We start from the raw sequence: 24111 nt of genomic DNA on the forward strand, positions 1-24111 counted from the left end.
CGTCGGACCGCCGGGGGCGTACGCATACGCCCCCGCGCCCCTGATGCGTGACCAGTCACCGTGAAACGCGTTGGTCAAGAAAGAGTTGACCAAAACGGGCCGCAATCGTGGCCCGGTCCTTTTCAACGCCGGTTCGAGAGGCTTGTTCATGGCCGACCACGCAACCCACGACGCCCAGGCTCGGGCCAGCCTGCACTTGCTGGTGCGGGACATCGAGCGGGTCCGCCGGCAGGTGGACGCACTGCGCACCCTGACAGCCCAGTTGGGCAACGTCTACCGCCCGCGCCGCTCCGGCCCCTCCACGGGATTCGTCGTCTACGGACGCGCTCCCGCTCCGACCGTCCGCCTCGCCCAGGAACTGCGGGACAGTGTCGAGACCCTGGTCACGGCCGCCGTGGACTTCGACCGCTCACTCGGCTTCTCGTGGGACGCGGTGGGCTCGGCTCTCGGCGTCACGAAGCAGGCGGTGCACCGCCGTTACGGCGCCCGCCGGGCGACCGCACAGGCCGCCGCCGAGGCGGAGCGCGCGACCGAGCCGTCAGGAGCCCGCACGGTCGCCGTCAACACCGGGATCCCCACGGTCCCGGCCGCCCGCTCCATGCCGATGCCCGCGCCCCTGCCGACCCAACCGATGGCAGGCAGCCCCACCCTTCGCGAGGAGGTCAGGCCGAGCGCTTTCCCGGGCCCGCGCAACGGCTGAGGCTCTCATCCACCACCCCCGGAGCACCCACGAAGCACCCACCGAACCGCCCCAGTCTGCCCCCGAAGACCTCGGGGGCAGACGCGTATCCGGCGCCGCGCCCACAGCACGACCACATGCGTGCGCACGTGCTCACCCGATGTCGGGCGGGTCGATCCGGATCCGTACCGCCTCACTCCCGCCGCTGCCCCCGCTCCCCCCACGAGCCATCCGGGCCGCCTGCGCGTGCTTGAGGGCGGACGCCAACGCGGCCCCCTTCCCCGGCGGCACCCGGAGCAGCGCCCGCTCCCACAGCTCGCCCACGGGCGGCGCCCCCGCCCGCCGCGGCCGTCCCGGGTCCGCCGCGGACACCGGCACCGGCCCCAACAGCTCGGCCTCGGCGGGCAGTTCGACCGCGGCGAGGAATCCGGCGAGCGCCTCCGCGGTCCCGGACACGGCAGCCATCCGCGACACCGGCGGGAAGCCCAGCTCGGCCCGCTCGGCCAGCTCACGGACCGCGTGCCCGACCGGATCCCAGCGCACCAGCGCCTGTACGGGCCGCAGGGTCGGCTCGGCGACGACGACCACCGTCCCGCCGTCGGGCTGTCCCCGGACCAGCGCGGCCGCCTCGATCCACCGGCGCAGCGCCTCTTCTCCGGCGCGCAGATCGGGCCGGCCGAGCATCGCCCAGCCGTCGAGCAGCAGCGCCGCCGCGTAACCGCCGTCGGCCACCGGTTCGGCGCCCGGTGTGCTGACGACGAGCGCGGGCGAGCCGGGCACCGTGTCCAGCACCTGTTCGCGCCCCGAGGTCCGCACGGGCACGGCGGGGAACGCCCGCCCCAGCTCCTCGGCGGTCCGCCGCGCCCCCACGACCTGCGCCCGCAGCCGGAACCCGCCGCACTCGGGGCAGTTCCAGCCGCTCTCCTCCCGCCCGCACCACCCGCATCGCAGCCCCCCGGCGTCCTGCCCCTCCAACGGCCCCGCGCAGCGCCGGCACCGCGCGGGCGCCCGGCACTGGGCACAGGCCATCCGCGGTACGTAACCCCGCCGGGGCACCTGCACCAGTACGGGGCCCTGCTTCAGCCCTTCCCGTACGGCGTTCCACGCGAGGGTGGGCAGTCGCGCGGCCCGTGCCGCCTCGTCCCGGGCGAGGTCCCCGTCCCCGACGGTGCGGACGAGTGGAGCCGCCGCCCTCACCTGCTCCCGCTCGGCGACGAGCGGCGCCGCCCAGCCGCTCTCGACGAGCTGTGCGGCCTCCACCGTGCAGCTCCAACTTCCCAGCAGGAAGGCGCACTTGTCGTGGGCGGCCCGCAGCAGCAGCACTTCCCTGGCATGCGGCTGCGGCGCGTGCGGCTCGCTGTGACTGCCGTCCCCGTCGTCCCAGAGGGCCACCAGGCCCAGATCCCGCACGGGCGCGAACATGGCGGCCCTGGTCCCCACCACGGCCCGTACGGAACCCCGCCGTACGGCCAGCCACTGCCGGTAGCGCTTCTCGGGCCCGGCCTCGGCGGTGAGCACGGCGTGCCGGCCCTCCCCCAGTACCGAGGTCAGCGCGGCGTCGACCCGGCTGACGACCCGCCCGTCCGGCACGACGACGAGTGCGCCGCGCCCCGAGGCGAGCGTCGCCGCCACGGCCCGAGCCAGCTCCTCGGCCCAGCCCGGTCCCGGCAGCGCGTTCCACACGGCCCGGGGCGCCCCGCCGCCCGCGAGCGACTCGACGAAGGCGGCCCCGCGCGGATACCTGGCCCAGGACCCCACCGCGGGCGCCTCGGGAGCGGGCAGCGGCTCGGGCGACGGCTTCCCCTCGGCGCGCGCGTTGCGCGGCGGGATCGCCAGTTGCAGCACATCGGCCAGACTTCCGGCATACCGGTCGGCGACGGCTCGCGCGAGCCCGAGCAACTCCTCGCTCAGCACGGGCTCCGGCGACACGACCTGGGCGAGCGCGGCGAGGGGTCCCGCGTAGTCGGACTCGGCCAGCCGCTCGACGAGGAACCCGTCGATCAGCCCGCCGCCCTCACGCCGCCCCTCCCGCACCCGGTGCCGCCCGGCCCCGAACCGCACCCGCACCCGCACGCCGGGCTGCGCGTCGGCGTCGAGCTCCTCGGGCACGGCGTAGTCGAAGTAGCGGTCCAGATGCAGCACACCCTTGTCGACGAGCACCCGCGCGACGGGCAGCCGCCCCGCGACCGCGGCCCCGCGCCAGGTCCGCGGCTTGGCCCGCGGCGCCTTGCGCACGGCATCCCGGATCAACGCCAACTGCTCGGGCGGCGCCCCCTCGCCCCCGCCGCCCCCCTGCCCGTCCTCGCTGCTCACAGCTGCATTCCTACCAGACCCCACCGACACCACCCCACGCCCGAGCCACCCCCGGCCACGAAGCGCGAGCACGGAAAACACCGAGGCCCGGCACCCTCGCGGATCGCGGGATGCCGGGCCTCGCCGAGATGGACGAGAAGCGGGGGTGCTACGCCGGGGACGGAGGCGCTGCGCCGGGGGCCGGCGAGGTCAGAGCCCCGCGGCCTTGCGCAGTGCGTCCACGCGGTCCGTCTTCTCCCAGGTGAACTCGGGCAGCGCGCGGCCGAAGTGGCCGTACGCGGCGGTCTTCGAGTAGATCGGGCGCAGCAGGTCGAGGTCGCGGATGATCGCGGCCGGGCGGAGGTCGAAGACCTCGGAGATGGCCGCCTCGATCTTCTCCGCGTCGACCTTCGCGGTGCCGAAGGTCTCGACGAAGAGGCCGACGGGCTCGGCCTTGCCGATCGCGTAGGCGACCTGGACCTCGCAGCGGGTGGCGAGGCCCGCCGCCACCACGTTCTTGGCGACCCAGCGCATCGCGTACGCCGCCGAACGGTCCACCTTGGAGGGGTCCTTGCCGGAGAACGCGCCGCCGCCGTGGCGGGCCATGCCGCCGTAGGTGTCGATGATGATCTTTCGGCCGGTCAGGCCGGCGTCGCCCATCGGGCCGCCGATCTCGAAGCGGCCGGTGGGGTTGACCAGCAGGCGGTAGTTCTCGGTCTCCAGCTTGATGCCGTCGTCCAGGAGCGCCTTCAGCTCGGGCTCCACCACGAACTCGCGGATGTCGGGCGCGAGCAGCGAGTCCAGGTCGATGTCCGACGCGTGCTGCGAGGAGACGACGACCGTGTCCAGGCGCACCGCCTTGTCGCCGTCGTACTCGATGGTGACCTGGGTCTTGCCGTCGGGGCGCAGGTACGGGATCGTGCCGTTCTTGCGGACCTCGGACAGCCGTCGCGCGAGGCGGTGCGCGAGGTGGATCGGGAGCGGCATGAGCTCCGGGGTCTCGTCCGTCGCGTAGCCGAACATCAGGCCCTGGTCGCCGGCGCCCTGCTTGTCGAGCTCGTCCTCGTCGCCCTCGACCCGCTTCTCGTACGCGGTGTCGACGCCCTGCGCGATGTCCGGGGACTGCGAGCCGATCGACACGGACACGCCACAGGACGCGCCGTCGAAGCCCTTTTTCGAGGAGTCGTAGCCGATTTCGAGGATCTTGTCGCGCACGAGCTGCGCGATCGGCGCGTAGGCCTTGGTCGTGACCTCGCCGGCCACGTGGACCTGGCCGGTCGTGATCAGAGTCTCGACGGCGACCCGGGACGTCGGGTCCTCGCGCAGAAGCGCGTCGAGAATGGTGTCGCTGATCTGGTCAGCGATCTTGTCGGGGTGACCCTCGGTCACGGACTCCGAGGTGAACAGGCGACGGGACACAACGCTCCCTGTGGTTGCAGCGGCTGCTGGCTGATCATTGGCGGACGGCCGGGAGCTGCGCCCGGCATCGTCCGAGAACAGTTTATCGGTCGCACTCCGCCGCAGGGCTACTGTCTCGCCTCTCGGAAGCTCTGTGACCTGCGGCACGGGCATTCTGCGACACGAAGAACCGTCCGCGCCAGGCTCCCACACCCATATGCGCCGGTTGAAAGTGGTGTCCTGAAGCTTATTGAGACGTTCACAGACGTCACACCGGACATCACACCAGTCGGCGCGCCACCAGGTCCCACACGGTTTCGGCCAGTGCTTCCTTGGGCCCGTACGGCACCGGGGTCTCGCTTCCGTCGGCGCCGAGCACGACGGCCTCGTTCTCCTCGGACCCGAAGGTCTTGCGCTCCCCGACCTCGTTGACGACGAGGAGGTCGCAGCCCTTGCGCAGGAGCTTCGACCGGCCGTTGACCAGGACGTCGTCCGTCTCGGCGGCGAAACCGACGACGACCTGTCCCGGGCGGGCGCGGTCGGCGGAGATCTCCGCGAGGATGTCCGGATTCCGCACAAGAACGATGGGCTCCGGTTCCTGTCCGTCCTTCTTCTTGATCTTTCCCGACGCGTATGCGGCGGGCCGGAAGTCCGCCACCGCCGCCGCCATCACCACGGCGTCGGCGTCCGGTACGGCCTTGAGCACGGCCTCCCGCAACTGCACCGCGGTGCCGACCTGGACGACGTCGACTCCCGCCGGGTCCGGCATCCCGGTGTTCGCGGCGATCAGGGTGACCCTGGCTCCCCGGGCGGCGGCGGTGCGCGCGAGGGCGTACCCCTGCTTCCCGGAGGAACGGTTGCCGAGGAAGCGGACCGGGTCGAGCGGCTCGCGGGTGCCGCCCGCGCTGACGACGACGTGCCGGCCGACGAGGTCCGGCTCGGACACCCCCCGCGCGAGCACCCGGCGGCAGGCCTCGAAGATCTCCGACGGTTCGGGCAGCCGCCCCTTGCCGGTGTCCACGCCGGTCAGACGTCCCACGGCGGGCTCGATGACGACGGCGCCGCGGCGGCGCAGCGTCGCCACGTTCTCCTGGGTGGCCGGGTGTTCCCACATCTCGGTGTGCATGGCGGGCGCGAAGACGACCGGACAGCGGGCGGTCAGCAGCGTGTTCGTGAGGAGGTCGCCGGCCAGGCCGTGGGCGGCCTTCGCCAGCAGGTCGGCGGTGGCGGGCGCGACGACCACCAGGTCGGCTTCCTGGCCGATCCGCACGTGCGGCACCTCGTGCACGTCCGACCAGACCTCGGTCGTGACGGGGTGTCCGGAGAGGGCGGACCAGGTCGCGGCGCCGACGAAGTGCAGCGCCGACTCGGTCGGCACCACCCGTACGTCGTGTCCTGACTCGGTCAGTCGGCGCAGCAGTTCGCACGCCTTGTACGCGGCGATGCCACCGCTGACCCCCAGCACGACCTTCGGCTTGTCCACGTCTCTCCCCGTCTCGCCCCGGACCTCGGACAACGTACGACCGGACAATGTAGGACCGGAAGACGTACGCCTGGAAACCGTACGTCCCCATCACACACCACAGGCCCGGCAGTCGCGCTGCCGGGCCTGTGGTGGAACACACTGCAAGCAGAAAATACTACTGAGCCGGGCCCTCGATGGCTTCCGACGTCAGCAGGCCCGCGTTGATCTCCCGGAGGGCGATCGACAGCGGCTTCTCGTGGACGTGCGTGTCCACGAGGGGACCGACGTACTCGAGGAGGCCCTCACCGAGCTGCGAGTAGTACGCGTTGATCTGGCGGGCACGCTTGGCCGCGTAGATCACCAGGCTGTACTTCGAGTCGGTTGCCTCGAGGAGCTCGTCGATCGGAGGGTTGATGATGCCCTCGGGCGCTGTGATGGAAGAGGACACGCTCTGCCTTCCGAACGGTGGAAATCGGCCTTGGTGGGAAAAATACCCCTCAAGGTGATCTTAAAGATCAAACAACTTCCACCAAGGCTAGCAGCTCACGCGCCACGTCCTCGACGGAGGTGTTGACCAGGGTCACATCGAACTCCGGCTCGGCCGCCAGTTCGATCTTGGCGGCCTCCAGCCGGCGCTCGATCACTTCGGGCGCCTCGGTGCCCCGCCCGGTGAGCCGGCGCACCAGCTCCTCCCAGGAGGGAGGCGCCAGGAACACCAGCAGGGCGTCGGACATGGACTCGCGGACCTGCCGGGCGCCCTGGAGATCGATCTCCAGGAGGACCGACTTGCCGGACTCCAGCCGTTCGACCACGGCGGCGCGAGGGGTCCCGTAACGGTTGCCCGCGAACTCCGCCCATTCGAGCAGCTCGCCGTTGGCGATGAGCTTGTCCATCTCCTCGTCACTGACGAAGAAGTAGTGGACGCCGTGCTTCTCACCGGGACGCGGCCTGCGGGTCGTGGCCGATACCGAGAGCCAGACCTCGGGGTGTTTCTTGCGCATATGGGCGACGACCGTGCTCTTGCCGACCCCGGAGGGGCCGGAGAGCACGGTCAGCCGCGGACGTACGTCCGGGGGTACGGGGGTCGTCCCCCGGGGTGTTGCAGCCATGCGGCGATTATCCAGGTTCTCAGGAGTGCCTGAGAACGTCAGGCCGCACCGCCGCCGAACTCGCGCTCCAAGGAGGCGATCTGATTGGAGCCAAGACCTCGCACACGACGACTCTCGGAGATCCCGAGCCGTTCCATGATCTGCTTGGCGCGGACCTTGCCCACGCCCGGCAGGGACTCCAGGAGGGCGGAGACCTTCATCTTTCCGATGACGTCGTTCTCCTGACCCTGCTTGATGACCTCGTGGAGGGAGGCGCCGGAGTGCTTGAGTCGATTCTTGACCTCGGCCCGCTCCCGGCGAGCCGCGGCGGCCTTTTCGAGCGCGGCTGCGCGCTGTTCAGGGGTAAGGGGCGGAAGAGCCACGCCTACGTCACCTCGGATGTCGAACTGTCGGATACGGACCGGTGAGGAACCTAGTCGCCCCACACCTGAGGAGCAACGAGCAACGCTCTTGCCCGTTCTCCCCCACTGCTTTGAAAGTGTGGGAGGTGGCCCCACTCGTCGGAGACTAGCGGGCAAGTGCGCCGGAGTCAGCGAGAACAGCGGAAAAGTCCTGGTCAGCCTCTATCGAGTCCGACATTTCCGACAAAACTCCCCGGATTTGAGCATGTATTCAGACGCGGGACGTCGCGACGGCTCACGCCGAGGACGTTAGGCCGACGCCAGCGCCGCCCCGATCTCCGCCGCGAAGCGGTCCGCCGACGCGCGTAGCGCGCCGGCGTCGGGTCCGTGACGCAGGACACCCCGGCTGACGCTCGGCACCACCCGGTGGACCGCCGCGCCGAAGACCCGGGGAAGGTCGGCCGGGGTCGCGCCCTGGGCACCGATACCGGGAGCGAGGAGCGGCCCGTTGATGCCGAGGTCGTAGGAGGACAGATCGCCGAGGGTCGCGCCGACGACCGCCCCGAAGGAGCCCATCGGGGTCCGGCCCGCGTTCTCCCGCGCGAGATGCGCCAGCACGGTCGCGCCCACGCTCCGCGAGGCCGCGTCGGTGCGGCCGGGCCGTACCGCGTGCTGCACCTCGGCGCCCTCCGGGTTGGAGGTCAGCGCGAGCACGAACAGTCCCGAGCCGCTCCCGCGGGCCAGCTCGACGGCCGGCTCCAGCGATCCGTAGCCGAGGTACGGCGAGACGGTCAGCGCGTCCGAGAACAGCGGCGAGCCCTTCTCCAGGAAGGCGGCGGCGTACGCGGCCATGGTCGAGCCGATGTCGCCGCGCTTGGCGTCCATGACGACCAGGGCCCCGGCCTCACGGGCCTCGGCGACCGACTTCTCCAGCACGGCGATGCCGCGCGACCCGAACCGCTCGAAGAACGCGCTCTGCGGCTTCAGCACGGCGACCCGGCCGGCCAGCGCCTCCACGACGGTGCGGCTGAACCGCTCCAGGCCCGCGACGTCGTCGCCGAGGCCCCAGTCGGCGAGCAGCGAGGCGTGCGGGTCGATGCCGACGCACAGCGGGCCGCGCTCGTCCATGGCACGGCGCAGCCGCGCCCCGAAGGGCTCCGGACCCGTACCGTCCTCCGGGTCCGGGCCGCCGTTCGGGTCCAGTCCGTCCTGCGGGCTCATACCGTCCTCCTCACGTCGGCGCCGACCGCGTCGGCGAGAGTGGCGTACGGGCTCGTACGAAGGCGCGCGGCGAGCCCCTTGTGGATGGCGCGGCCCCAGAAGGGGCCCTCGTACACGAAGGCGCTGTAGCCCTGGACCAGCGTGGCGCCGGCCAGAATGCGCTGCCAGGCGTCCTCGGCGTTCTCCACGCCGCCGACGCCCACCAGGGTGATCCTGTCCCCCACGCGCGCGTAGAGGCGGCGCAGGACCTCCAGGGAGCGTGCCTTCAGGGGCGCCCCGGAGAGTCCGCCGGTCTCCGCGGCCAGGGCGGGGTCGGACCGCAGACCGAGCTCTTCGCGCGCGACGGTGGTGTTCGTGGCGATGATCCCGTCCAGGCCCAGTTCGACGGCGAGGTCGGCGACGGCGTCGACGTCCTCGTCGGCGAGGTCCGGCGCGATCTTCACGAGCAGCGGCACGCGGCGCGTGGTCACGGCCCGGTCGGCGGCCTCGCGGACGGCGGTCAGCAGCGGCCGCAGCGACTCGGTCGCCTGGAGGTTGCGCAGTCCGGGTGTGTTCGGCGAGCTGACGTTGACCACGAGGTAGTCGGCGTACGCGGCCAGCCGCTCGGTGGACCGCACGTAGTCGGCGGCGGCCTCGTCCTCCGGCACGACCTTGGTCTTGCCGATGTTGACACCCACGACGGTCCTGAAGACGGGCGTACGGGTCCTCAGGCGCTCGGCCACGGCCGCGGAGCCCTCGTTGTTGAACCCCATGCGGTTGACGAGCGCGCGGTCCGGCACGAGGCGGAACAGCCGCTTCTTGGGGTTGCCCGGCTGCGGCTCCCCCGTGACCGTGCCGATCTCGACGTGGTCGAAGCCGAGCATCGACATCCCGTCGACGGCGACCGCGTTCTTGTCGAAGCCCGCCGCGAGCCCGAACGGCCCGTGCATCCGCAGCCCGAACGCCTCCGTCCGCAGCTCCTCGTGACGGGGCGCGAGGACGGCGGCGACGAAGGTCCGCAGGACGGGGATCCGGACCGCCAGCCGGATCCAGCGGAAGGCGAGGTGGTGGGCCTGCTCGGGGTCCATGCGCTGGAACACGAGCCGGAAGAAGAGCTTGTACATGTTCGGTGTCCTCATGAAGAGCCTCACGGAAGAGCTTCGTGGCCTCGCGGCCTCGCGAAAAGGGGGACACCGTTTCCGGTGTCCCCCTCGTCGGCGGCTAGTTCCGCGCCGCGGTCAGACGTTCGGCGTGTTCCTGCAGCGAACGCACGCCCACGTCACCGCGGTTGAGCGCGTCGATGCCCTGGACGGCCGCGGCGAGCGCCTGGACGGTCGTCAGGCAGGGCACGGACCGGGCCACGGCGGCCGTGCGGATGTCGTAGCCGTCGAGGCGGCCCCCGGTGCCGTACGGCGTGTTGACGATGAGGTCGACCCCGCCCTCGTGGATGAGCTGGACGATCGTCTTCTCGCCGTTCGGGCCCTCGCCCTCGGACTGCTTGCGCACCACGGTGGCGTTGATGCCGTTGCGCCTGAGCACCTCGGCCGTGCCGGACGTGGCGAGCAACTCGAAGCCGTGGGCGACCAGTTCACGCGCCGGGAAGATCATCGAGCGCTTGTCGCGGTTGGCGACGGAGATGAAGGCGCGGCCCTTGGTCGGCAGCGGACCGTACGCGCCCGCCTGGGACTTGGCGTAGGCCGTGCCGAACAGCGAGTCGATGCCCATGACCTCACCGGTGGAGCGCATCTCCGGGCCGAGGATGGTGTCGACGCCACGGCCGTGGATGTCGCGGAAGCGCGACCACGGCATGACGGCCTCCTTGACGGAGATCGGCGCGTCCAGCGGCAGTTCACCGCCGTCGCCGACGGCCGGCAGCAGCCCCTCGGCGCGCAGCTCGGCGACCGTGGCGCCCAGCGAGATCCGGGCGGCGGCCTTGGCGAGCGGCACCGCGGTCGCCTTCGAGGTGAAGGGGACCGTGCGCGACGCGCGCGGGTTGGCCTCCAGGACGTAGAGGATGTCCCCGGCGAGCGCGAACTGGATGTTGATCAGTCCGCGCACACCCACTCCGCGAGCGATGGCCTCCGTGGAGGCGCGCAGCCGCTTGATGTCGAACCCGCCGAGCGTGATCGGGGGCAGCGCGCACGCCGAGTCGCCGGAGTGGATGCCGGCCTCCTCGATGTGCTCCATGACCCCGCCGAGGTACAGCTCGTGGCCGTCGTACAGGGCGTCCACGTCGATCTCGATCGCGTCGTCCAGGAAGCGGTCGACGAGGACCGGCCGGGAGGGGCTGATCTCGGTCGACTCGGCGATGTACGAGGACAGCCGCGTCTCGTCGTACACGATCTCCATGCCGCGCCCGCCGAGCACGTACGACGGCCGCACCAGGACGGGGTAGCCGATCTCGTCCGCGATGGCCTTGGCCCCGGCGAAGGTCGTGGCGGTGCCGTGCTTCGGCGCGGGCAGCCCGGCCTCGGCGAGCACCCGGCCGAAGGCGCCGCGGTCCTCGGCGGCGTGGATGGCCTCGGGCGGGGTGCCCACGACCGGGACGCCGTTGTCCTTGAGGGCCTGCGACAGGCCCAGCGGGGTCTGGCCGCCGAGCTGGACGATCACGCCCGCGACCGGTCCGGCCAGCGTCTCGGCGTGCACGATCTCCAGCACGTCCTCCAGGGTGAGCGGCTCGAAGTACAGCCGGTCGGAGGTGTCGTAGTCGGTGGAGACGGTCTCGGGGTTGCAGTTGACCATCACGGTCTCGTAGCCGGCGTCGCTCAGCGCGAAGGAGGCGTGGACGCACGAGTAGTCGAACTCGATGCCCTGGCCGATGCGGTTCGGACCGGAGCCGAGGATGATCACCGCGGCCTTCTCGCGCGGGGCGACCTCCGTCTCCTCGTCGTAGGAGGAGTAGAAGTACGGCGTCTTCGCGGCGAACTCGGCGGCGCAGGTGTCGACCGTCTTGTAGACGGGGCGTACGCCCAGCGCGTGCCGCACCTCGCGCACGACGTCCTCGCGCAGCCCGCGGATCTCACCGATCTGGACGTCGGAGAAGCCGTGCCGCTTGGCCTCGGCGAGCAGCGACGGGTCCAGCTTGTCGGCGGCGGCCAGCTCGTCCGCGATCTCCTTGATCAGGAACAGCTGGTCCACGAACCACGGGTCGATCCTGGTGGCCTCGAAGACCTCCTCGGGCGTGGCGCCCGCGCGGATGGCCTGCATGACGGAGTTGATGCGCCCGTCGGTGGGCCGGACGGCCTCCGCCAGCAGCTCGGCCTTGTCGCCGGGCTCGCCGACGAAGGTGAACTGCGAGCCCTTCTTCTCCAGCGACCGCAGCGCCTTCTGGAGCGCCTCGGTGAAGTTCCGGCCGATCGCCATGGCCTCGCCGACCGACTTCATGGTCGTGGTCAGCGTGGAGTCGGCGGACGGGAACTTCTCGAAGGCGAACCGCGGTGCCTTGACGACCACGTAGTCCAGGGTCGGCTCGAAGGACGCGGGGGTCTTCTCGGTGATGTCGTTCGGGATCTCGTCGAGCGTGTAGCCGACGGCCAGCTTGGCGGCGATCTTGGCGATCGGGAAGCCGGTGGCCTTCGACGCGAGGGCCGAGGAGCGCGAGACGCGCGGGTTCATCTCGATGACGATGATGCGGCCGTCGTCGGGGTTGACCGCGAACTGGATGTTGCAGCCGCCGGTGTCGACGCCGACCTCGCGGATGATCGCGATGCCGATGTCGCGCAGCCGCTGGTACTCGCGGTCGGTCAGCGTCATCGAGGGCGCCACGGTGATCGAGTCGCCGGTGTGCACGCCCATCGGGTCGAAGTTCTCGATGGAGCAGACGACCACGACGTTGTCGTGCTTGTCGCGCATCAGCTCCAGCTCGTACTCCTTCCAGCCGAGGATGGACTCCTCCAGGAGCACCTCGGTGGTCGGGGAGAGCGTGAGGCCCTGTCCGGCGATGCGGCGCAGCTCCTCCTCGTCGTGCGCGAAGCCGGAGCCGGCGCCGCCCATGGTGAAGGAGGGGCGTACGACGACGGGGTAGCCGCCGAGCGTGTCCACGCCCTGGATGACGTCGTCCATGGAGTGGCAGATGACCGAGCGGGCGGACTCGCCGTGCCCGATCTTCTCGCGGACGGCCTCGACGACGCCCTTGAAGAGCTCGCGGTCCTCGCCCTTGTTGATGGCCTCGACGTTGGCGCCGATCAGTTCGACGCCGTACTTCTCCAGCACACCCTGCTCGTGCATGGAGATCGCGGTGTTGAGGGCGGTCTGGCCGCCGAGGGTCGGGAGCAGGGTGTCGGGCCGCTCCTTGGCGATGATCTTCTCGACGAACTCCGGGGTGATCGGCTCGACGTACGTCGCGTCGGCGATCTCCGGGTCGGTCATGATCGTCGCCGGGTTGGAGTTGACCAGGATCACCCGCAGGCCCTCGGCCTTGAGGACGCGGCAGGCCTGGGTGCCGGAGTAGTCGAACTCCGCGGCCTGGCCGATGACGATCGGGCCGGAGCCGATGACCAGGACGGACTGGATATCGGAGCGCTTAGGCACGCTGGCCCTCCATCTGGGCTGTGTTCATCAAAGACGTGAAGCGGTCGAACAGGTAGGCGGCGTCGTGCGGACCGGCCGCCGCCTCGGGGTGGTACTGGACGCTGAACGCGGGCCGGTCGAGCAGCTGGAGCCCCTCGACGACCTGGTCGTTCAGACAGACGTGGCTGACCTCGGCCCGGCCGTAGGGGGTGTCGGAGACCCGGTCGAGCGGCGCGTCGACGGCGAACCCGTGGTTGTGCGCGGTCACCTCGACCTTGCCGGTCGTACGGTCCTGCACGGGCTGGTTGATGCCCCGGTGCCCGTACTTGAGCTTGTACGTGCCGAAGCCGAGGGCGCGGCCGAGGATCTGGTTGCCGAAGCAGATGCCGAACAGGGGCGTCCCGCGCTCCAGCACGGCCCGCATGAGGGCGACCGGCTGCTCGGCCTGCTCCGGGTCGCCGGGGCCGTTCGAGAAGAACACGCCGTCGGGCTCGACCGCGTAGATCTCCTCGACCGTCGCGGTGGCGGGCAGTACGTGCACCTCGATGCCGCGCTCGGCCATGCGGTGCGGGGTCATGCCCTTGATGCCCAGGTCCACGGCGGCGACGGTGAACTTCGCGGCGCCGATCGGGACGGCCTCGCCGTCGGGGCCCAGAGCCGGGACGACGTACGTCTCCTTGGTCGCCACCTCCTCGTAGAGGCTGGCGCCCTTCATCTCGGGGGCCCGGCGCACCTCGGTCAGCATGGTGGCCTCGTCGGGCAGCTCGGCGCCCGAGAAGATGCCGACGCGCATGGCGCCGCGCTCGCGCAGATGGCGGGTGAGCGCGCGGGTGTCGACGCCGCTGATGCCCACGACGCCCTGCTGCTCCAGCTCCTCGTCCAGCGAGCGCCTGGAGCGCCAGTTGGAGGGCACGCGCGCGGGGTCGCGTACGACGTAACCGGCGACCCAGATGCGCTTCGACTCGGGGTCGTCGTCGTTCACGCCGGTGTTGCCGACGTGCGGGGCGGTCATCACGACGACCTGGCGGTGGTACGACGGGTCGGTGAGGGTCTCCTGGTAACCGGTCATGCCGGTGGAGAACACCGCTTCGCCGAAGGTCACCCCCACGGCCCCGTAGGCACGGCCGCGGAAGGTCCGGCCGTCCTCCAGGACGAGTACGGCGGGAGCCGCCTGCTGCCTCGCTGAGGCGGTCCCCTGGTCGGAGGTGGTCATCGTGCGCCTTCCGTGTCGGTGCTCTTGTCGACCTCGTCGACCTTTTCGATCATGTGGTTCAGGGTGTCGACCCAGGCGTGGTGCTCGGCCGCCCGGTCGGAGCGGAAGCCGGAGTCGATCAGCCGGTCGCCGTGCGCCCAGGTGATGACCAGCAGCCCGCCCTCGGAGAGGACCTTGCCCGCGATGCCCTTGTCGAGCCGGGCCTGACGCACCTGCGAACGGGGCACGAAGAAGTCGGCCGCCCCGGGGCGTACGACCTCCAGTCCCGCGTCCGTCAGGGTCAGCTCGACCCTGCTGCGGGTGCCCAGGCCGCGCGCCACGATGCGGTCGAGCCACTGCCCGGCCGTGGTCGAGCCGTGGTACCGCCCGTTCATCGACAGCACGGTCGGTGTCACCGCGCCGGGCTCGTCCGGCACGGTGGGCAGCTCGGGCAGGTCGCCCTGGAGGGTGCCGCGCCACTTCCAGCCCTCGCGCATCAGCCAGTAGATGAGCGCGACGAAGAGCCCGAGGCCGACCAGCCAGCCCACCCGGGCGGCCCAGTCGGTCACTTCCGCCGACTTCTGTTCGGCGGCGAGGTACGAGGCGATGTACGTCTGGTGCGGCAGTGATGTCACGCGAGCTTCCCGTCGACGAGCGTGGCCCTGCCCCGGAGCCACGTGTGGGTGACACGGCCCGGCAGCTCACGACCCTCGTACGGAGTGTTGCGGCTGCGGGATGCGAAGCCCGCGGGGTCCACCGCTCCACGGTATGCGGTGTCGACCAGCGTCAGGTTGGCGGGCTCACCTGCCGAGACGGGGCGGCCGTGGCCCTGGGCCCGGCCGATTCTGGCCGGCGTGAAGGACATGCGGTCGGCGACCGCGGCCCAGCCCAGGAGCCCGGTCTCGACCATCGTCTCCTGGACGACCGAGAGCGCGGTCTCCAGGCCCACCATGCCCATGGCGGCGGCGGCCCACTCGCAGTCCTTGTCCTCGTGCGGGTGCGGGGCGTGATCGGTGGCGACGATGTCGATCGTGCCGTCGGCGAGCGCCTCGCGCAGGGCCAGCACGTCGCGCTCGGTGCGCAGCGGCGGGTTGACCTTGTAGACGGGGTTGTACGAGCGCACCAGCTCGTCGGTGAGGAGCAGGTGGTGCGGGGTGACCTCGGCGGTGACGTCGATGCCGCGGGACTTGGCCCAGCGGACGATCTCGACGGAGCCGGCGGTCGACAGGTGGCAGATGTGGACGCGGGAGCCGACGTGCTCGGCGAGCAGGACGTCCCGGGCGATGACCGACTCCTCGGCGACGGCGGGCCAGCCGCCGAGTCCCAGTTCGGCGGAGACGACGCCCTCGTTCATCTGGGCGCCCTCGGTGAGGCGGGGCTCCTGCGCGTGCTGGGCGACGACGCCGCCGAAGGCCTTCACGTACTCCAGGGCACGGCGCATGATCACGGCGTCGTCGACGCACTTGCCGTCGTCCGAGAAGACGGTGACGCCGGCCGCGGACTCGTGCATCGCGCCCAGCTCGGCGAGCTGCTTGCCCTCCAGGCCGACGGTGACGGCTCCGATGGGCTGCACGTCGCAGTAGCCGTGCTCCTGGCCGAGCCGGTAGACCTGCTCGACGACGCCGGCGGTGTCGGCCACCGGGAAGGTGTTGGCCATGGCGAACACCGCGGTGTAGCCGCCGCTCGCGGCGGCCCGGGTACCGGTCAGGACCGTCTCGGAGTCCTCACGGCCGGGCTCGCGCAGATGGGTGTGCAGGTCGACGAGCCCCGGCAGGAGCACCTTGCCGCCGGCCTCCACGACCTCGGCGCCCTCGGCGCTGAGATCTGCGCCCACCTCGGCGATCGTGTCGCCGTCGATCAGCACGTCCTGCGGCTCGCCGCCGAGCACCTTCGCACCACGGATAAGAGTCTTGCTCATGGTCTTACTTCTCCTCGGTACGGGTGTGGGTGACTGCTGGTTCGTTGCCGCCCAGGAGCAGGTACAGGACGGCCATCCGGATCGAGACGCCGTTGGTGACCTGCTCGATGACGGTGCAGCGGTCGGAGTCGGCGACCTCGGCGGTGATCTCCATCCCGCGGACCATCGGGCCGGGGTGCATCACGATGGCGTGCTCAGGCATCCGCGCCATGCGGTCGCCGTCGAGCCCGTAGCGCCGCGAGTACTCGCGCTCGGTGGGGAAGAACGCCGCGTTCATCCGCTCGCGCTGGACGCGGAGCATCATCACCGCGTCGGACTTGGCCAGCGTGCTGTCGAGGTCGTACGAGATGTCGCAGGGCCAGGCCTCGACGCCGACGGGCACCAGGGTCGGCGGGGCGACGAGGGTGACCTGGGCGCCGAGGGTGTGCAGCAGATCGACGTTCGAGCGGGCGACCCTGCTGTGCAGGATGTCGCCGACGATCGTGATGCGCCGGCCTGCCAGGTCCTGGCCGAGGCCCGCGTCCCGGCCGACCAGCCGGCGCCGCATGGTGAAGGCGTCGAGGAGGGCCTGGGTGGGGTGCTGGTGGGTGCCGTCACCGGCGTTGATGACGGCGGCGTCGATCCAGTCGGAGGTCGCGAGCCGGTAGGGGGCTCCGGAGGCGCCGTGCCGGATGACGACGGCGTCGACGCCCATCGCCTCCAGGGTCTGGGCGGTGTCCTTCAGGGACTCGCCCTTGGAGACGCTGGAGCCCTTGGCGGTGAAGTTTATGACGTCCGCGGACAGGCGCTTCTCGGCGGCCTCGAAGGAGATCCGGGTCCGGGTGGAGTCCTCGAAGAAGAGGTTGACGACGGTGCGGCCGCGCAGGGTCGGCAGCTTCTTGATCGGCCGGTCGGCGACCCGGGCCATCTCCTCGGCGGTGTCGAGGATCAGGACGGCGTCGTCGCGGGTGAGGTCGGCGGCCGAGATGAGATGACGCTGCATCTTTCAGGCTCCGTAAGGCAGTTCAGGCGGTTCAGAAGGTTCAGGGGGCCGGCGGGTCCAGGTCGGGAGGCAGGCACTCCTGAGGTGCTCGGGGAGCGCACGCGGACGTGCGGCGGCGCGAGCGGGCGCGGCGTGCGGTCGTGCCGTACGCCGGGGAGCTACTGCTGGCCGCTGGGGGACGTCCGCTTCACACCGAGCAGCACGGTGTCCCGGCCGTCCTCCTCCGCGAGCTGGACCTTGACCGTCTCGCGCAGGGACGTGGGGAGGTTCTTGCCGACGTAGTCGGCGCGGATCGGGAGTTCGCGGTGGCCGCGGTCGACGAGGACCGCGAGCTGTACGGCGCGCGGGCGGCCGATGTCGTTCAGCGCGTCGAGTGCGGCCCGGATGGTGCGGCCGGAGAAGAGCACGTCGTCGACGAGGACGACGAGCCGGCCGTCGATGCCGTCACCGGGGATGTCGGTGCGGGCCAGCGCACGCGGCGGGTGCATGCGCAGGTCGTCGCGGTACATGGTGATGTCCAGCGAGCCGACGGGGATCTTGCGGTCGGTGATCTCCTGGAGCTTGGCGGCGAGCCGCTGCGCCAGGTGGACGCCCCGGGTCGGGATGCCGAGGAGCACCACGTCGTCGGCGCCCTTGGCGCGTTCGACGATCTCGTGGGCGATGCGGGTCAGGACGCGCGCGATGTCGGGGGCCTCCAGAACGGGCCGCGCATCGGACTCGTACTGCTGTTTCTGCTGTTCGGTGTCCATACGAAACGGACCTCCTTCTCCGCCTCTCTGGACGGATCATTAAAGGACGTCGGAATTGCGCCATCCACGGTACCAGCACGACAATGCCCCTGATCACCCCCCTGGTCCCGACCGTGCCCCACGCGCACCGGGAGACCGGTCCGGACCATTCGGCTTGACGAGGCAGAGTCACGCTGCGTAACCTCACAGTGAGTCACCAGCCGCGCGGCCGAGCCGCACGTCGACACAGTGTCCGGGGAGCTATATGTCCAGCGAATACGCCAAACAGCTCGGGGCCAAGCTCCGCGCCATCCGCACCCAGCAGGGCCTTTCCCTCCACGGCGTCGAGGAGAAGTCCCAGGGCCGCTGGAAGGCGGTCGTGGTCGGTTCGTACGAGCGCGGCGACCGCGCAGTGACCGTGCAGCGTCTCGCGGAGCTGGCGGACTTCTACGGCGTTCCCGTGCAGGAGCTGCTGCCGGGCACCACGCCGGGTGGAGCCGCCGAGCCGCCGCCGAAGCTGGTCCTCGACCTGGAGCGGCTGGCCCACGTGCCGGCCGAGAAGGCAGGACCCCTGCAGCGCTACGCGGCGACGATCCAGTCCCAGCGCGGCGACTACAACGGCAAGGTGCTGTCGATCCGCCAGGACGACCTGCGCACCCTCGCCGTCATCTACGACCAGTCGCCCTCGGTCCTCACCGAGCAGCTGATCAGCTGGGGCGTCCTGGACGCGGACGCGCGCCGCGCGGTCTCCCACGAAGAGGGCTGACCGGCACCTGACCTGAGCAGAAACGTGCCGTCGGGGTGGCCGGAACCATATGGTTCCGGCCACCCCGACGGCTTTCTGCGGGCCTCGGAGGCCTCAGCCGTACAAGGCAACGCCGGAGGGCCCCAGCGTGATGCTGGGGCCCTCCGGCGTTCGTGTGTCCTGCGCGGCACCGCGCGCCCCTCGGGGCACGGGGCTGTGACGATCCGCGGCCCCGCCACATGGGCGCGACCAGCCACCGGCGACCCGCACACGACCCAACCGTGCCGAGCGGACCGGGTGGAGCGCCAGGGCTCAGACGTCCTCGCGTCGCAGTGACGACTTGAGCTCCTTGAAACGGCCGAGCAGGCCGTTCACGAAGGCGGGCGACTCGTCGGTGGAGAACTCCTTGGCGAGCTGCACCGCCTCGTCGAGCACGACCGCGTCCGGGGTCTCGTCCACCCAGATCAGTTCGTACGCGCCGAGGCGCAGGATGTTGCGGTCGACGACCGGCATCCTGTCGAGCGTCCAGCCGACGGCGTACTGCGAGATCAGCTCGTCGACGCGCTTCGCGTAGGCCGCGTAGCCCTCGATCAGCTGCATCGTGTACTCGCTCACCGGCGGCTGCCGGGTGTCGGACCTGGAGTGCCGGATCCAGTCGGCGAGGACGGTCTGGACGTCCACGCCTCTCTGGTCACCCTCGAAGAGGATCTGGAAGGCGCGCTTGCGGGCCGTATTGCGGGCAGCCACGGTTAGCTGTTCACCCGGCCGAGGTAGTCGCTCGTGCGGGTGTCGACCTTGATCTTCTCACCGGTGGTGATGAAGAGCGGGACGTTGATCTGGTGACCGGTCTCCAGGGTGGCGGGCTTGGTGCCGCCCGTGGAGCGGTCGCCCTGGACGCCGGGCTCGGTCTCCTGGACGACGAGCTCGACGGCGGCCGGCATCTCGACGAAGAGAACCTCGCCCTCGTGCTGCGCCACGGTGGCGGTGAAGCCCTCGATCAGGAAGTTGGCGGCGTCGCCGACGGCCTTGCGGTCGACCATGAGCTGGTCGTAGGTCTGCATGTCCATGAAGACGAAGTACTCGCCGTCCATGTATGAGAACTGCATGTCGCGCTTGTCGACAGTGGCCGTCTCGACCTTGACGCCGGCGTTGAACGTCTTGTCGACGACCTTGCCGGAAAGCACGTTCTTCAGCTTGGTGCGCACGAAGGCGGGGCCCTTGCCGGGCTTGACGTGCTGGAACTCGACGACGGACCAGAGCTGGCCCCCGTCGAGCTTGAGCACCAGGCCGTTCTTGAGGTCGTTCGTGGAAGCCACGGTTGCGGAATCTCCTGGACTGACGTGGACGACCACGGTGGCACGCGCCACAGCTCGGAGCAGTCGAAACGTATTCGAAGCGAAGCGCGTTCGAAGTGTTCCCAGTGTTCGAGACTAGAGCGCGAGCAGTTCCTTGGTCGTGATGGTGAGTAGCTCGGGTCCGCCGTCCGCCTCGGGGCGCACGACGAGCGTGTCATCGATCCGGACACCGCCCCGGCCCGGGAGGTGGACCCCCGGTTCGACGGTGACCGGCACGCAAGCGTCCAGTTTACCCATGGCCGCGGGGGCCAACTGCGGCTCCTCGTCGATTTCGAGCCCCACACCGTGTCCGACGGAGGCGGGAAGGCCCTCCGTGTACCCCGCGGAGTCCAGTACCTGACGGGCCGCGCGGTCCACGTCACGGCAGGCGGCGCCGGGTGCCAGGGCCTCGCGGCCGGCCCGCTGGGACGCGAAGACGAGATCGTACAGTTCGATCTGCCAGTCGGCGGGCGAGGTGCCGATGACGAAGGTGCGGCCGATCTCGCTGCGGTATCCGCGGTAGGTCGCCCCGAGGCAGACGGAGAGGAAATCTCCCTCCTCGACCCGGCGGTCGGTGGGGCGGTGCCCGCGGCGACCGGAGTGCGGGCCCGTGCCGACCGAGGTTCTGAAGGCCGGTCCCTCGGCGCCGTGGTCGACGAGCCGGCGTTCCAGTTCCAGCGCGAGGTGGCGTTCGGTGCGGCCGACGAGGATCGACTCCAGGAGCTCGCCCAGGGCCTGGTCGGCGATCTCCGCGCCGATCCGCAGACAGGAGATCTCCTCCTCGTCCTTGATGACCCGCAGCTGTTCGACGGCTCCGCCGATGTCCGCGAGGCGCAGTCCTGGGGCCACCGAGCCGATCGCCCGGTGGCGGCCCACGGTCAGGTGGTGTTCCTCCACGGCGAGGGAGTCCGCGCCCTGGGCCACGGCGAGGTCCGCGGCGGCGACGACGGGGTCCCCTCCGGGGCTCGGCAGGGTGTGGACCCTCAGTCCCTCGGGCGGGCGGCCCTCGTCGTACGTGGTCTCGGGGGGAGCGCCGTGGACGAGCAGGTCCTCGGTGCTGCCCAGCAGGAGGACCGCGCCGTGCGGCGCCGCGCCGGTGAGATAGCGGACGTTGGCCGGGCGGGAGACCAGCGCGGAGGCGCTGCCGCCGGCGTGGCAGCGTTCGCGTAGGCGGGCTCGGCGGGTCTGGTACACCTCGGACATGATCCGAGCGTAGGAGCTCCGCTGGGATGCCGCTGGGTGGGTGGGGCCGAGTGGGCGTGCCTCGGGGGGTGAGGGGGGCGGGGGTGGGTGTTGTGGGTCGGGTGCGGGTCGGTGGGGGTTGAGCGCGCCGTTCCCCGCGCCCCTTCCGGGGGCGTCCCTCGTGGGTCGGGTGCCGGTCCGTGGGGGTTGAGCGCGCCGTTCCCCGCGCCCCTTCCGGGGGCGTCCCTCGTGGGTCGGGTGCGGGTCGGTGGGGGTTGAGCGCGCCGTTCCCCGCGCCCCTTCCGGGGGCCGTCCCTCGTGGGTCGGGTGCCGGTTCGTGGGGGCTTAAGTCACCACTGGGGTGGGCTTGCTATTGAGCGGGCCAGGACGTCGTCCAGGACTCTGGCCGTTTGGGGGACGTCCAGTTGGGAGTTGTCGATGATCGGCAGGCCCGAGCCGTACCAGCCGGCCATGCGGCCGTGGATGCGGGCCACTTCCTCGTCGGTCAGGCGGCGGTTTCCGGAGCGCTCCGCGTTGCGCTCCAGGACTATCTCCAGGCCCGGCAGGAGGACGACCGGGAGCAGGCCGGGGCCCACGTGGCGCTTCCAGCCGCCGAGGCCGACGACGGGGCGGTCCGGGAAGACGGCGTCGTCGAGGATGCAGGAGATGTTGTTGGCCAGGAAGTTGCGGGCCGCGAAGCCGCAGGTGCGACGGGCGAGACGGTACTGCGCCTCCGAGTGGTCGTTCCACCCTGCCTGCGGGTCGGCGAAGCCCGAGCGCACCCATTCGCGGACGTCGTCCAGGCTGATGTGCGCGGTGGGCACCCTGCGGTGGTCGGCCCAGTACTTGGCGACGCTGGTCTTGCCGGCGCCCGCGGGGCCGATGAGCAGGACGGCGAGCGTCGTGGACGTCGGGTCGGCCGTGCCGGTCGCGGGCGGCACGCTCGGCATCGGGACCGGACCGCCCGGCGGCAGCTGTACGTGGCCCGTGGTGTCCGGCGCCGGCGGCACGGGAGCGTGCTGCGGGACCGAGTGGTGCGGGGCGGCGGGTCCGGTCTGCGCTCCGGCGAAAGCCGGCTGCGGGCCCGGCGGCGGCCCCGGGGGCGGATTGACCGGCGCCGTACCCGGGTGGACGCCGGCGTGCGGCCCGGGACGGTGCGGTCCCGGATGCGGTGCGGCGGCTCCCGACCAGCCGGCGGCCGGTCCGTGTCCCGGCTGATGGGGCGGCGGCAGCGGAGGCCCCACTGGGTGCTGCATCCGGTGCCACTCCGTCTCGTACAGGCAATGGGCGCTGGCAGCGAGGCACCTACCCCGCTCTCCTACCGAACGGTACCGTCCCCGGCCGCCGTTTGGTGAACGGCCGGGGACGGTCCGAAGTGCCCGTGCGCACAAGGCGAACCGGCCCAAGTGCCGCCTGCGGGAGCTATTCGCCCACTTCGCCGTAGGCGGCGAGCAGCACCGCCGGGTCGGGGCCCTCCAGGACGGTCGGCTTGGCCAGTCCGTCGAGGACGATGAAGCGGAGCAGGTTGCCGCGGGACTTCTTGTCGACCTTCATGTTCTCCAGGAGCTTGGGCCACTGGTCGTAGCGGTAGCTCAGCGGCAGCCCGACGGACTCCAGGATCGTGCGGTGCCGGTCCGCCGTCACGTCGTCCAGGCGCCCCGCCAGCCGCCCCAGTTCGGCCGCGAAGTGCATCCCGACCGCGACCGCCGCGCCGTGCCGCCACTCGTAGCGTTCGTTCTTCTCGATGGCGTGGGCCAGCGTGTGCCCGTAGTTGAGGATCTCGCGCAGCCCGGCCTCCTTCAGGTCGGACGAGACGACCTCGGCCTTGACCTTGATGGAGCGCTCGATGAGCTCGGCGGTGTGCGGCCCCCCGGGCGTACGGGCGCCCTGCGGGTCGGCCTCGATGAGGTCGAGGATCTCCGGGTCGGCGATGAAACCGGCCTTGATGATCTCCGCGAGCCCCGACACGAAGTCGTGGACCGGCAGCGAGTCGAGCGCGGCGAGGTCGCACAGCACACCGGCGGGCGGGTGGAAGGCGCCGACGAGGTTCTTGCCCTCGGCGGTGTTGATGCCGGTCTTGCCGCCGACGGCCGCGTCCACCATGCCCAGCACGGTGGTGGGGACCGCGATCCAGCGCACGCCGCGCAGCCAGGTCGCCGCGACGAACCCGGCCAGGTCGGTGGTGGACCCGCCGCCGACACCGACGATCACATCGGTGCGGGTGAAGCCGGACTGCCCGAGCGCCTTCCAGCAGTAGGCGGCGACCTCGGCGGTCTTGGCCTCCTCCGCGTTGGGCACCTGGATGGCGACGGCCTCGAAGCCCTGCCCGGCCAGGTCGGCGCGGAGCGCGTCACCGGTCTCGGCGAGCGCCTCGGGATGGATCACCGCGACCCGCTTGGCCCGCTCCCCCACCAAGGCACCCAGCTCGCCGAGCAGTTGGCGGCCGACCAGGACCTCGTACGGCTCGCTGCCCGCAGTGCCGCCGACGTGGATCCGTGTCACCTGGTCCGCCATGTGTCCTCCTGCCGGGGGTCCTGGGACTGTTCCCCGGACGATGCTGCCTTCAGTTCCAGTGCGTCGAGGACCGCTCCTGCGACCTCTTCGGGGGTACGGCCGTCGGTGGCCACCACGGCCCTCGCGACCTCCGTGTACAGGTGACGGCGGGCCTCCATCAGCTCGCGCCACTGCCGGCGCGGGTTGACCGCGAGCAGTGGCCGGGCCGCGTTCAGGCCGGTGCGCTGCACCGCTTCCTCGACGTCCATCGAGAGGTACACGACGGGCTGTCCGGCGAGCAGCTCCCGGGTGTCCGCGTCGAGGATCGAGCCGCCGCCCAGCGCCAGGACCCCGTCGTGCTCCGCGAGCGCGCGGCGCACGGCCTCCTTCTCCAGGGCGCGGAAGGCCCCTTCGCCCTCGTCCACGAAGATGTCCGCGATGGTGCGCTGCCGCTCGGTCACGATGTCCTCGTCGGTGTCCCGGTAGCGGCAGCCGAGCCGCTCGGCGAGCAGCGCGCCGACCGTGGACTTGCCGACCCCCATGG

Annotated in this window: 22 protein-coding genes; 2 read left to right on the forward strand and 20 right to left on the reverse strand. The window is 71.2% G+C overall.

What is annotated here, in order from left to right; genetic code table 11:
- Positions 1 to 148 precede the first annotated feature (148 nt).
- Positions 149 to 700 (forward strand): hypothetical protein, encoded by a 552-nt coding sequence (locus ACLVWQ_RS33290; RefSeq protein ID WP_414112965.1) that lies wholly within the window; start codon positions 149 to 151, stop codon positions 698 to 700.
- 132 nt (positions 701 to 832) lie between these two features.
- On the opposite strand, the gene ACLVWQ_RS33295 is transcribed toward ACLVWQ_RS33290, so the two are convergent.
- The 14 genes from ACLVWQ_RS33295 to pyrR form a co-directional block, all read right to left on the reverse strand.
- Complete coding sequence (locus tag ACLVWQ_RS33295) at positions 833 to 2992, reverse strand: primosomal protein N' (protein ID WP_414112966.1); 2160 nt, start codon at positions 2990 to 2992, stop codon at positions 833 to 835.
- 189 nt (positions 2993 to 3181) lie between these two features.
- Entirely contained in the window at positions 3182 to 4390 is a 1209-nt protein-coding gene (metK, locus tag ACLVWQ_RS33300; RefSeq protein ID WP_414112967.1) for a methionine adenosyltransferase, read from the reverse strand.
- A 259-nt stretch (positions 4391 to 4649) separates the two neighbouring features.
- Positions 4650 to 5852, reverse strand: a complete 1203-nt coding sequence (coaBC, locus tag ACLVWQ_RS33305; protein ID WP_414112968.1) for a bifunctional phosphopantothenoylcysteine decarboxylase/phosphopantothenate--cysteine ligase CoaBC — start codon at positions 5850 to 5852, stop codon at positions 4650 to 4652.
- Between the two features lie 157 nt (positions 5853 to 6009).
- Positions 6010 to 6282 (reverse strand): DNA-directed RNA polymerase subunit omega, encoded by a 273-nt coding sequence (rpoZ, locus tag ACLVWQ_RS33310; protein WP_005319902.1) that lies wholly within the window; start codon positions 6280 to 6282, stop codon positions 6010 to 6012.
- A gap of 67 nt (positions 6283 to 6349) precedes the next feature.
- Positions 6350 to 6943, reverse strand: coding sequence for a guanylate kinase (gene gmk / locus ACLVWQ_RS33315; protein ID WP_414112969.1), 594 nt, complete (start codon positions 6941 to 6943; stop codon positions 6350 to 6352).
- A 38-nt stretch (positions 6944 to 6981) separates the two neighbouring features.
- A complete protein-coding gene (locus ACLVWQ_RS33320; protein WP_005319887.1) occupies positions 6982 to 7305 on the reverse strand; it encodes an integration host factor in 324 nt (107 codons plus the stop codon).
- Positions 7306 to 7593: 288 nt separating this feature from the next.
- The gene (gene pyrF, locus ACLVWQ_RS33325) at positions 7594 to 8505 is read right to left on the reverse strand and encodes an orotidine-5'-phosphate decarboxylase (protein WP_414112970.1); all 912 of its coding nucleotides are present in this window, start codon (positions 8503 to 8505) and stop codon (positions 7594 to 7596) included.
- Entirely contained in the window at positions 8502 to 9608 is a 1107-nt protein-coding gene (locus ACLVWQ_RS33330) for a quinone-dependent dihydroorotate dehydrogenase (RefSeq protein ID WP_414112971.1), read from the reverse strand. The genes pyrF and ACLVWQ_RS33330 overlap by 4 nt, the downstream gene beginning before the upstream one ends.
- A gap of 97 nt (positions 9609 to 9705) precedes the next feature.
- The gene (gene carB, locus ACLVWQ_RS33335; protein WP_414112972.1) at positions 9706 to 13014 is read right to left on the reverse strand and encodes a carbamoyl-phosphate synthase large subunit; all 3309 of its coding nucleotides are present in this window, start codon (positions 13012 to 13014) and stop codon (positions 9706 to 9708) included.
- Complete coding sequence (gene carA / locus ACLVWQ_RS33340) at positions 13007 to 14206, reverse strand: glutamine-hydrolyzing carbamoyl-phosphate synthase small subunit (RefSeq protein ID WP_414112973.1); 1200 nt, start codon at positions 14204 to 14206, stop codon at positions 13007 to 13009. Before carA ends, carB begins: the two co-directional genes overlap by 8 nt.
- Positions 14203 to 14820: a hypothetical protein gene (locus tag ACLVWQ_RS33345; protein WP_414112974.1), complete on the reverse strand. Its 618-nt coding sequence runs from the start codon at positions 14818 to 14820 to the stop codon at positions 14203 to 14205. The genes carA and ACLVWQ_RS33345 overlap by 4 nt, the downstream gene beginning before the upstream one ends.
- Positions 14817 to 16103, reverse strand: coding sequence for a dihydroorotase (locus ACLVWQ_RS33350; protein ID WP_414112975.1), 1287 nt, complete (start codon positions 16101 to 16103; stop codon positions 14817 to 14819). Before ACLVWQ_RS33350 ends, ACLVWQ_RS33345 begins: the two co-directional genes overlap by 4 nt.
- Positions 16104 to 16107: 4 nt before the next feature.
- Positions 16108 to 17085 (reverse strand): aspartate carbamoyltransferase catalytic subunit, encoded by a 978-nt coding sequence (locus tag ACLVWQ_RS33355; RefSeq protein ID WP_414112976.1) that lies wholly within the window; start codon positions 17083 to 17085, stop codon positions 16108 to 16110.
- Positions 17086 to 17243: 158 nt separating this feature from the next.
- On the reverse strand, positions 17244 to 17834 hold the full coding sequence (gene pyrR, locus ACLVWQ_RS33360; protein ID WP_414112977.1) for a bifunctional pyr operon transcriptional regulator/uracil phosphoribosyltransferase PyrR: 591 nt from the start codon (positions 17832 to 17834) through the stop codon (positions 17244 to 17246).
- A 244-nt stretch (positions 17835 to 18078) separates the two neighbouring features.
- On the opposite strand from pyrR, the gene bldD reads away from it, so the two are divergent.
- A complete protein-coding gene (gene bldD / locus ACLVWQ_RS33365) occupies positions 18079 to 18579 on the forward strand; it encodes a transcriptional regulator BldD (protein WP_006379429.1) in 501 nt (166 codons plus the stop codon).
- Between the two features lie 291 nt (positions 18580 to 18870).
- Here the strand turns inward: bldD and nusB are convergent, their stop codons facing one another.
- The 6 genes from nusB to ACLVWQ_RS33395 all read right to left on the reverse strand — a co-directional run bounded on the left by nusB (position 18871) and on the right by ACLVWQ_RS33395 (position 24109).
- Entirely contained in the window at positions 18871 to 19305 is a 435-nt protein-coding gene (gene nusB / locus ACLVWQ_RS33370) for a transcription antitermination factor NusB (RefSeq protein WP_414112978.1), read from the reverse strand.
- A gap of 2 nt (positions 19306 to 19307) precedes the next feature.
- Entirely contained in the window at positions 19308 to 19874 is a 567-nt protein-coding gene (gene efp / locus ACLVWQ_RS33375) for an elongation factor P (protein WP_414112979.1), read from the reverse strand.
- 114 nt (positions 19875 to 19988) lie between these two features.
- Positions 19989 to 21095, reverse strand: a complete 1107-nt coding sequence (locus ACLVWQ_RS33380) for an aminopeptidase P family protein (RefSeq protein WP_414112980.1) — start codon at positions 21093 to 21095, stop codon at positions 19989 to 19991.
- Between the two features lie 329 nt (positions 21096 to 21424).
- Positions 21425 to 22330, reverse strand: a complete 906-nt coding sequence (locus ACLVWQ_RS33385) for a Pro-rich N-terminal domain-containing protein (protein WP_414112981.1) — start codon at positions 22328 to 22330, stop codon at positions 21425 to 21427.
- Between the two features lie 166 nt (positions 22331 to 22496).
- On the reverse strand, positions 22497 to 23588 hold the full coding sequence (gene aroB, locus ACLVWQ_RS33390) for a 3-dehydroquinate synthase (RefSeq protein WP_414112982.1): 1092 nt from the start codon (positions 23586 to 23588) through the stop codon (positions 22497 to 22499).
- On the reverse strand, positions 23573 to 24109 hold the full coding sequence (locus tag ACLVWQ_RS33395; RefSeq protein ID WP_414113326.1) for a shikimate kinase: 537 nt from the start codon (positions 24107 to 24109) through the stop codon (positions 23573 to 23575). Before ACLVWQ_RS33395 ends, aroB begins: the two co-directional genes overlap by 16 nt.
- Positions 24110 to 24111: the final 2 nt, after the last annotated feature.

The sequence above is a fragment of the Streptomyces sp. CWNU-52B genome, from assembly GCF_047444975.1.
Lineage (GTDB): Bacteria > Actinomycetota > Actinomycetes > Streptomycetales > Streptomycetaceae > Streptomyces.